Source organism: Gluconobacter sp. (assembly GCF_047723935.1).
Lineage (GTDB): Bacteria > Pseudomonadota > Alphaproteobacteria > Acetobacterales > Acetobacteraceae > Gluconobacter.
In genome coordinates, this window is the sequence record NZ_JBDOBO010000083.1 from 1 (window position 1) to 9,808 (window position 9,808).

Below are 9,808 nucleotides of genomic sequence, written 5' to 3' on the forward strand. Positions count from 1 at the left end.
AAATAATTTATATTATATCTCCGTGAAGACATTTATTTTATATGATTATTATTTACCATAGTAATTAAAATATTATAGAACATTATAGGCTTGGATATCAGAACAGACTGTATCGCTGCTTGTGAGAAGCATGATGCAATCAGTCTTTTCTGATAGCGCCGGATCTGTCTAGGAGACTTTGATCGAGGAAGACCGCCCTAAAGCAAGCACCCTCGAGCTAGACAGCGATAATGCCGATTGCTGGCAATCATTAGCTGCTCAGCCCACACCCTGAACGAATGGGCAAGAAGGCCAAGGTCGAAACAGGCAAACGTTCCAGCCGAAACCGCCGGTCGGCTCAAGAGCCTGGTACGCGAGAACCGCGAAGTGCATCAGATGAATAAAGCTCTGCGCAGGGCATCGGTGTATTTCTCCCAAGCGCACCTCGGCCGCCCCCCCCTCGGAAATGACGGGGTTCGTCGATATCGCAAAGCATACGGGATCGAGCCGATTTGCAAGATGCTACAGATTACCCAGTCAGCCTACTATGAACGGCTACGAAAGCGACGCGAACCAAGCCGCAGATCGGCCCGAGAGCAACGTGATAGAGAGTTGAAGCCGAAATACTGTCGCGGGTCTTCATTGAGCATTTCGGTGTCACAGCGTGCGCAAGGTCTGGAGTCAACTTCGTTGAGAAAATTTCACGGCCGTTCGCTTTACCGTAGCCAGACTGATGCGCAATCTTGGCTTACGGGGCGTGATCCGGGGCAACACGGAAAATGAGCGGACAGTCAGTAATTCCTTCGTAGAAGCCATTCAGCTTAAGAGGCGGACTCTCCGGATAGCCGTATTATTGACGTGCGATCGTAGACGGCCATCGAGACGCCTAGATCACCCCATGCTCGCGTCCCTAGGCTGCTTGTTCATTCATCTCACGGGCGCTGGTCCGTACTCGGAGCGCGATCAGCAGAGCTGAAAAAAGCAGGATCGCGCTGGCGACACTAAACACACCGACCACACCGCCAATACTGAACATCAGACCACCTACAGCTGCCCCTGCCGCGATGGCAGACTGAACGGAAACCACGACCATTCCACCCGCGCTTTCAGCCTGATCTGGAACCGCATGCGCGACCCAGTTCGACCACGCCACCGGAACGCCACCAAAAGCCATTCCCCATAGGATCACCAGCAGCACCTGACCAGTTATTCCCATAGGTAACAGGATCAGACCCAAGCTTGCGATCCCAATCAAAACCGGCATAACGACAAGCGTAGCGCGTAGGCTACGTTCAAGTATCCATCCGGCAGCTAGTGTTCCAATGAAATTTGCGATGCCGAAAGCCAGTAATACCAGCGCCAGACCGCTGACATTGATCACCATCACGTTTTCCAGTACCGGGCGGATATAGGTGAACAAGGCATATTGACCTGTATGAACAAGAGTACAGCAGAGCATCCCTACGCCAACCCCGGGCCTGCGCAAAACATCCAGAATAGTTCCCAAACGGGCAGGACTATGGGGCTTCAGAGCTGGAAGTGTGAAAAACTGGAAGGCCAGAGTGAGAACGCCGAGCGCCGCCGCTGCAAAAAAGGCAGCTCTCCACCCATACAGGCCGCCCAGATAACTGCCGAGCGGAACGGCTACGACGGTTGCTACCGAAATGCCGCTAAAAATAATCGACAAAGCCCGTGGCAGGAGTGCCGCTGGAACCAGGCGCATCGCTACCGCAGTTGCCATGCTCCAGAACCCTCCCAGGGCAATACCCAGCAGGACCCGCATAGCAAGAAGTACGATGAGGCTGGATGACAGAGCAGCCAACAAGTTGGACGTGATCATCAGTAGACTGAACGCAAGGAGCACAATCCGGCGATCGACCCGTCGCGTCAGGCTTGCCGTCAGCAGGCCGGAAAACATGGCAATTACCGCCGTTACCGTGACCGCCTGTCCCGCCAAGGCTTCTGAGACCCCCAATCCGGCGGCCATGGGTGTCAGAAGGCTTGCAGGCAGATATTCCGCTGTCAGAAGTCCGAAAACCCCCATGGCCAGTGAGAAAACCGCCATCCATGCAGGGGATGTAGGCTCGGTGTCGTCTATGCTGCCGATGTCCGAGGTGGTTGGCTCCAAAAATATATCACTCATGAAAACGTCCTCAGAGTTGCTGTTGCAACACAGGCTATGCGGCATACTCAGGACGATCTATGACTGTGAATCTGTATTCTTTGACTATAACGCCGGGATATTCCGCCATTGGACCAGATTGCTCCGTCCTCTGACCTCATGAGCGAACTGCTTCTCGGGATGCGTTTGCGTGGCATTCAATACCGTCGCATTCATGCTGGGTCCTCTTTTGGCTTTGCTTTCAAGGCAAAACCCGGTTGCGCCTATTTCCATTTTCTGGCGACCGGAACAGCAAAGCTACTTACTGAAGATGGCGCGCTTCAGACGCTCTCGGCGGGAAATGCGGTGTTCCTTCCGCAAGGGAATGCCCATCAAATTCTCTCCGACCCGACGGCTCCAGTTCAGGATATCGACCACTGCGATGTCGTTCCCCTCAGCGAGACCATGTGTGCGGTGGAGGCTTGCTCCATCGGCACACCTCATACGATTTTCTTTAGTGGCTGCATGGAGTTTGATCTTGGGGGCCTGCAGGGACTTGTCCCCCTGATGCCAGAGATCATGATGATTGACGCCACGAGCCAGCGTTATCTTGAACTCATGCCGATTTTGACAGCCATGGAACAGGAAGCCTGCACCGGGCGCGTGGGAGATGCCGGTATTCTTGCCCGTCTCGCCGATGTTGTGATGGCGGTCATTGTCAGAGGCTGGGTTGAATGTGGGTGTGGAAACAGTTCCGCTTTTGTAACCGCTCTGCGAGAGCCAAAACTGTCGCGCGCTATTCTTGCCCTGCATCGTCACCCCGGACGTGACTGGACCGTCGCGGATTTGGCAGCGGAAAGCGGCCTTTCGCGCTCGGTGTTTGCAAAGCGATTTCAGGAAACAATTGGCGTTTCGCCTTTGCGCTACGCTGGAGATCTGCGGATGCGCATCGCCCGGACCTGGCTCGCTTACGACAGAATGTCCATTGAGAGAGTTGCCGATCGCCTCGGCTATACATCTCAGGCCGCCTTCAGCCGTGCTTACAAGCGGATCACAGGGACATCACCAGGTTACAGCCGTCGGGTGCAGGGAAAATAGTCTCGGAGCCAGTGTTCCCTCGTCGTTTATTAAAGAAATTGTAGATCTTGATCGGTAGTTCGTTTGTTGCCTACTGGATATTTCAACGCGCGCATTCTACTGCCTGAGTTAGTCTGCCATCCAATCCTCGGACCGCAGCCCGTTTACTCGGGTAAATTCTTGTAGATTTCCGGTTACAACAACAAGCCCCCTGCTCCGGGCACGGTCAGCAATCATCAGATCGTAATGGGCGGATGACACAACCACGAGCTTCCACGTCAGCCCTGATTTCTGCCATGTACGCAGCGGCATCATCATCAAACAGCCAAACAGGCTGACATGCGGCAGAATACTCGACCTCACGCCGGATCTTTGCCGGATTTGAGATTTTTCGACCCCATAGAGAAGTTCGTAGAGCACGACATCTGAGATACAGAGCGCCTGGGCGTTATCATAAATAACGTTCGCCTAGGTCTTTTGGACGATCAAGCAAAATACGGATACAAAAAAATACGGATACAAAAATTTGCATCAAAAAGATAACAGAACATCAAAGAAACTTGGGTGCTTGGCTCCATCCCCCCTCATCAAAAGATGAGAAAGGAAATCATAGGAAACCTATCCAAAGCAGGGGGCGTTCCTACTACATCCGCTGCGCTTTTTTCGTCAGTGCTTGGGATCTCATTGAGAAAATCAATGCTTTCGTCCAGATTTGCGACACCACAGCGAAGCTATTTGCGGGACAGGACACTAGCGTGGTCGAGCCATTGCAATCGATAACAACGCCGGTGGGAGAGGGTTTTTACCGCATAGACTTCGATGCGTCTCAATGCATCAGGAAAATGATGACACCCACAGCCAGCAGAATCAGCATGGCACCGGAAACGCGCTCTAGCCACGGCAGCACCCGGGCGAAACGCTGCAGGATGGCCTGATTGCCAATCATGGCCGCCACCAGAAGATCCCATAGTAACACGACGCTGAACATCCAGATGCCATAGAATGCTTTCCAGCCTGTGCTGGCGTAAGGCCCAGTCAGCATTGTCGCCAGACTGGCATAAAATAGTGCATTCTTGGGATTAAGTATCCCTGACAGGAAGCCCATGCTGGCGGCGCGGCGCCAGGCGCCGAACCAAAGACTGGATCGCGCGACGTGGCTGTCTTGAGTCAGCACACTTCCCAAGCCGCTGGTACCAGCATGGTGAATGAACAGCACGCCGAGATAGAGCAGATAAGCGCAACCGATCAGCTGAAGGATCACGAACCACGTGCTTTCTCGGCTCAGCGCGGCAAGCCCCGCAAATGCGGCGACGATGAACACGCCGTTGGCGGCAGCAATACCCAGACAGGCACCGCTGGCGACCCGCCAACCGGAAGACAGCGAATTTCGGGCGATCAGGAAGAAATCGGGGCCGGGAGAAAGCAGCGCTAGGAAATGCGCTGCGGCGATCATCAGGAATGGCTGCATTCAGGACACACTCGTCGTTTTTTCCACGCAGTGTGCTCACCAAAACACCTTCTGTATTGAAGAAAATTGCAGCCGTGCCGTCGTCAGCCCCGGAAACGGCCAGGCGTCACACCAGCATGCGCCTTGAACACTCGCTGAAAGTGGGCCTGATCCGCAAAGCCAAGGTTGTGGGCCACGTCTGCAAGGCTGTGCTCGCTTTGAATCCACTCCCTGGCAAGATTGACGCGCTGATTGAGCTGCCAGGCGTGTGGTGTCATGCCTGTGACAGCGCGGAACGCCCGAATGACTTGATAGCGGCTCATGCCTGCCAGGACAGCCAATTTGTCCAAGGTCGTACTGACGGTGGGCCACGTATACAGATAGTCTAGGGCTGGTTGAATCTGCTCGGCCAGGTTCAAAGGGACGAGTGGTCTTTCAATAAAAAGCCCCTGTTCGCTGTCGTAATCCACGACAAACTCGATCAAAGCGGCCTCCTTTTCGAGAGGATCGGCGTCTCCAAACAGCAGCACATTGAGACGACAGAGGCGCGCATAGATCATCGGATCGGTCACAATACGCACCGGCTCATCTTCCATCGATTCAGTTCGAAGGTACTCTCGCCGAACAGCCTGGAGCCATGGGGCGTCCAGATGCAGCATCTGATAGCTCCAAGCGGTATTGGGAGCCGGGTTGCACGCATGAACACGCGATGCAGGTATGAAGACGAGCGTGCCAGAAGACAGGAGAACTGGGCCACTCGGAGCACCTGTGAAGACACTGGCGCCGCCATCCACGGCACCAATTGAAAAGGTCGGGTGATGATGAGGCTTGTAACAGGCCCAGCTCTGGCAGGCGCGGCGGCTCTCGACGAAAGGCAAGGCCGGATCCCGCCAGAATGCTTGCGTATCGCTATGCTGGTCTGCGCACGGCGGGCGGCTGGTTATTTTTTCGAGATTAGCGCCCATACAGTCCTTGCATATTGTTGTTCTGAGATCGGGTCAGCTAGCCTCCCGCCAAGCAGGACATAACCGCCTGCACCTTGCCGAACAAGAACCGGAAATCAACGTAATCTTACCACTCGCATCTTGAGGGATCGAAGAGCCATTGATTGAAGTCACCATGCCCTGATTTTCGGCTCAACGCGCAGGTATTGATGGTTCGGAGTGAAGACTTTCTGCCTACGTCTGGAGCAGAGCGGAGAGCGTTATAGCCTGGTTTTCTACGCGACGACGCTGCTCCGTTCCAGAAATAGAAAGCCGCGCAGATTATAGACGATTTTGGTCAGCCCGATCCTCATCGCGGCCCAGGCGATGCCCACAGTGCGGACAGACAGTCACGTCTGTGACTTCTGATCAGCAGAGAGAGATGCTCGACACGGGATCGAATGATGGATTTGCCAGTGTTGGACCGTTGGATATGACGGGGCATGAGTTTGCGATGCGACTTTCTCCTGTGAGCCTCTGAGGAAAAACCTCGCTTTTCCATGCACACTTCATTGGCTTTTGACCGGTAGGCCGTCTCTACCCAGACATCCGATGCTGTATTACGGCGGTCGAGCAATCCCTCCCCCAGTCTGACATCGTCACAGGCAGAGGCATCGGTGAAGGGGCATCAAAAACTGACTGCCATGATCCCGCTCAGTACGATGACAGCACCCGTGATCCGGCGCGTGAGATGGCCCTCGTGAAAGAGCATGCATGCGAGAAGAGAGCCTATAACGATAGAGGATTCACGCAGGGGAGCAACGAGCGCCACTGGTGCTGTCTGCATGGCGCTGAGTACGAGGATATAGGCCAGAGGAGAAAGCACGGCGACAATAAGGATTGGCGTGATGTTTGCGCGGATCGCAGTCGGGATCCGATGACGCCGACGCAGTGCGCTTGGCGTTAGCAATATGCCCTGTAGCAGCAGCGTGCCAGTATAGTAACTTACTGGTGCGAGATGCAGTGAAGTGACTGAATAACTGTCCCAGAGAGTGTAGCCTGCAATGGTGGCGCCTGTTGCAGCACCCCATAACACACCCTGAAGCGGGTGGTGACTTGCGCGCCTGAACGGATTTCCTGTGACAACGAGGATTCCTGCTATGATCAGGAAAGCGCCAAGCATCGCGACTGCAGTAAGGTGTTCTCCCAGAATGAGGACCGCGAAAAACATCGTCAGCAATGGCCCCGTGCCGCGTGCTACCGGATAGACCACGCCCAGCTCTGCGCGGTCATATCCGACCTGCAGGATCAGGGAGTATGCGATATGGAGCACCGCCGAGATGGCCGCGCCCAAGGCAAGCCGCCAGTCGAGCACCTGTTGCCCCGGGGTTACAAGTGCGAGCCAGAGAGGCACACAGAGCAGCGCCGAGATGCCGGTATAGGCCCAGACGAACAGCAGGGTATCACCGCGCTTGTATTTCGAAGCCAGGTTCCACATCGCATGGGCGACCGCCGCAACGAGAATTATTTCAACCGTGCCCGGCTTCATCAGGCGAGATCGGGCAGGTCGATGCCGGCTCGTTCCGCCCGTTGGCTACGCTCCGGGTCGCGCAAGGCAAGTGCTGCGGCCAGTGCGTCGATGACGACGAGCTGGGCCAATCGGCTGCCAGCGGCGGCCATCTGTGCTGGCAGTGGTGCTCCACCAACGACCAGTGCAATGTCCGCAAGGGTGGCCAGCGGTGTGCCGTACTGATTGGTGACCGCGATGAGCGATGCTCCTGCGGCGGCGGCTGCGTCGGCGACACCGAGCGTCGTTGGCGTGCGACCCGTCGAACTGACAGCTATGACGACGTCGCCTGGGCCAAGCAGGCGCGTGGCAATCATCGCCGACAAATAATCCGGGATGCCGATGGTCGTCACGCCAAGTGCACGCAGGCGGAACACCGCATCAGCAGCAACTGTCGCTGACGGACCTGCGCCGAACGCGATCACCTGACGGGCACTCTGAATAGAGGCAACGGCCTTGTCGAGCGCAGTCGTGTCCACGGCGCCGCCGAGCGCCGTCAGAGCGTCGGTGCCCGCACGAATGGATGTTTCGAGCACGGTGGCGGTCGTCGCATCCGCCGTGAGTGTTTCAGAAGGTGCGAAGAATTCGGCAGTGCCGCGGGCACGAGCGATCTCAATCTTGAGTTCAGTAAAGCCGCTGAACCCGACCGCACGTGCGGCGCGGATCACGCTTGGTGCTGAAACGCCAGCGCGGGCGGCTACCTGCGCAGTCGTGCTGGTGCCGACGAACAAGGGATCGGTGAGCAGGAGTGCGACCACCTTCTCCTCGCTGGCAGCGAGGTCGCCGGTGCGTGCCTGAATGCCGCCGAGCCATTGACCCAATCGCCCTGCAGAATCTGTAATTCCATTACAATAATCTATCATCATGTGTAATAAGTTACTAAGTGCGCATCGAACGCACAAGTGTCATGTGCGTCTATGAGCTGTATGTGAGCCAAAGATTTCGCAAGAGAGGCCGTTTTCATGAATACGGATATGAGGACCGCTGTCGCTGTCATAGGCCCCGGGGCAATCGGCACCGTGATCGCGACGGCGCTGTACGAAGCTGGCCACATTCCGGTGCTATGTGGTCGCACACCGCGCGAGCATCTGACTCTTCAGGATAACGATCGTCTCATCACCGTTCCCGGACCCGTAAGGACTGATCCCAGACAAATAGATCGGAAGGCTGACCTCGTCTTCCTTGCGGTCAAGGACACGCAAATCGAGGCGGCGGCGGAATGGCTGTCAGTACTGTGTAGCCCGAGGACCGTCGTGTGCGTGCTCCAAAACGGGGCGGAACAGGTGGAGCGTGTTGGGCCACACTGTCCGCAGGCGCAGGTCATACCTGCTGTTGTGTGGTTTCCTGTTCAGGCGCAGTCCGATGGCTCGGTGCGCTTGCGTGGGGATGTGCGTCTTACCCTGCCAAACATGTCGGCTTCACACATCGTTGTCGAGGCGTTGCAGGGCTCCCGCTGTTCCGTAGAATTGGCGGAGGACTTCCTTTCCCAGGCCTGGCGCAAACTGCTGCAGAACGCGGCAGCCGGCCTCATGGTGCTCACGCGGCGCCGCTCAGGCATGTTTGACCGGTCGGATATCGCCGGACTGACGCTCACTTATCTGCGGGAATGCCTAGCCGTGGCTCGCGCCGAGGGCGCTGAACTTGGTGATGAGGTTCCTCAGAGCATCCTCGACAAATTCCTGGCATTTCCTGCTGACATGGGCACGTCCATTCTTACGGACCGTGAGGCGGGTCGTCCCCTTGAATGGGATATCCGCAACGGCGTCATCCGGCGTCGAGGTCGCGCCCACGGCATCCCGACGCCGATCAGCGATGTCATTGTGCCACTCCTCGCGGCCGCAAGCGATGGTCCAGGCTAATTCACGGCTGAAACGATCAAAATTATTTTTGAAATCCCTGCGACCCAATTTTGAAGGCAATGGATGATGACGACTGGGTCTGCGTGATGACTTTCGCCTTACGTTAAAATCGAGCGGGAGTTGCTCTGCCTTAAACGGTTATTCGACGACGCGGACCCTCTTGAGCAAGAAAGAGGATGGCACAATTAGACGACAATCATTCATCCCACAGACATTTTGGGGATAAGTAAGTGCGTCTGTCTTTTGGGTGTCAGCGATATGGGTATTTCTCCAGCGAGTTTTAGTTCAATCAGCAGGCTCACTCAGGAACCACGTGCTCGCCCTGATGCCCGGTTTCCCAGTTTTATCCGAGAGCCGAACCTTCTAGTCTCCCCCAGATCTGTCTGGATGCTCTATCCCTGCTGAGCAGACAGGCGGCATACGCCTACATGCCGGTCCATTAAGGATTTCCCAATAGCGGACACTAAATAAGAGGTATAAGCTCGTGGAATGCTCGGCACCACGCGCCATACGGATCTTTCTTCAACGGCCACTTCCAATATGTCGCGATGGCATCTAGTTGCTGATGGCGTGCCTGTTCGGACAGCAAGCTCCTACTTGGTTCCGGTCACCCGCGACGGCTCCCCAGCTATATTAAGTGACTTCTGACCCTGATGAACTTCGCGGCAATCATCTCATGACGCTGTGGGATAGGTAGGGTGCTGCCACGGTTCTGGAGCATGATTGAGACGCGCATAAATATAGAATCTATAAAATAAATAATTTTTATATATAATAATTATTTATAATATCTCAATTTAGTCCAATTCTAAAATCTGCAGTTGCTTCGCTAACAAGAAGACTACTGTATTCGCA

General features: G+C 55.4%; 8 protein-coding genes and 1 pseudogene. 2 read left to right on the top strand and 7 right to left on the bottom strand.

Features of this window, described 5'->3' with window-relative positions; all coding sequences use genetic code 11:
• Positions 1-889: 889 nt before the first annotated feature.
• Complete coding sequence (locus ABF979_RS14820; RefSeq protein WP_415560558.1) at positions 890-2,122, bottom strand: MFS transporter; 1,233 nt, start codon at positions 2,120-2,122, stop codon at positions 890-892.
• A gap of 108 nt (positions 2,123-2,230) precedes the next feature.
• Here ABF979_RS14820 and ABF979_RS14825 point away from each other — a divergent pair, with 108 nt between their 5' ends.
• Positions 2,231-3,178 (top strand): AraC family transcriptional regulator, encoded by a 948-nt coding sequence (locus ABF979_RS14825; protein ID WP_415560559.1) that lies wholly within the window; start codon positions 2,231-2,233, stop codon positions 3,176-3,178.
• Positions 3,179-3,286: 108 nt separating this feature from the next.
• Here ABF979_RS14825 and ABF979_RS14830 read toward each other — a convergent pair whose 3' ends face one another.
• The 6 genes and pseudogenes from ABF979_RS14830 to ABF979_RS14855 form a co-directional block, all read right to left on the bottom strand.
• Positions 3,287-3,520: a hypothetical protein gene (locus ABF979_RS14830; protein ID WP_415560560.1), complete on the bottom strand. Its 234-nt coding sequence runs from the start codon at positions 3,518-3,520 to the stop codon at positions 3,287-3,289.
• Between the two features lie 463 nt (positions 3,521-3,983).
• Entirely contained in the window at positions 3,984-4,610 is a 627-nt protein-coding gene (locus tag ABF979_RS14835) for a LysE family translocator (RefSeq protein ID WP_415560561.1), read from the bottom strand.
• A 98-nt stretch (positions 4,611-4,708) separates the two neighbouring features.
• Positions 4,709-5,482, bottom strand: a complete 774-nt coding sequence (locus ABF979_RS14840) for an AraC family transcriptional regulator (protein ID WP_415560562.1) — start codon at positions 5,480-5,482, stop codon at positions 4,709-4,711.
• 341 nt (positions 5,483-5,823) lie between these two features.
• A pseudogene (locus ABF979_RS14845) lies at positions 5,824-6,206 on the bottom strand (IS5/IS1182 family transposase); the annotation flags it as partial.
• A 9-nt stretch (positions 6,207-6,215) separates the two neighbouring features.
• Positions 6,216-7,076 (bottom strand): DMT family transporter, encoded by an 861-nt coding sequence (locus ABF979_RS14850; protein ID WP_415560563.1) that lies wholly within the window; start codon positions 7,074-7,076, stop codon positions 6,216-6,218.
• On the bottom strand, positions 7,076-7,960 hold the full coding sequence (locus ABF979_RS14855) for a MurR/RpiR family transcriptional regulator (RefSeq protein ID WP_415560564.1): 885 nt from the start codon (positions 7,958-7,960) through the stop codon (positions 7,076-7,078). The genes ABF979_RS14850 and ABF979_RS14855 overlap by 1 nt, the downstream gene beginning before the upstream one ends.
• A 96-nt stretch (positions 7,961-8,056) precedes the next feature.
• Between ABF979_RS14855 and ABF979_RS14860 the strand changes: the two genes are divergently transcribed.
• Complete coding sequence (locus tag ABF979_RS14860; protein ID WP_415560565.1) at positions 8,057-8,953, top strand: oxidoreductase; 897 nt, start codon at positions 8,057-8,059, stop codon at positions 8,951-8,953.
• The last annotated feature ends 855 nt before the right edge of the window (positions 8,954-9,808 follow it).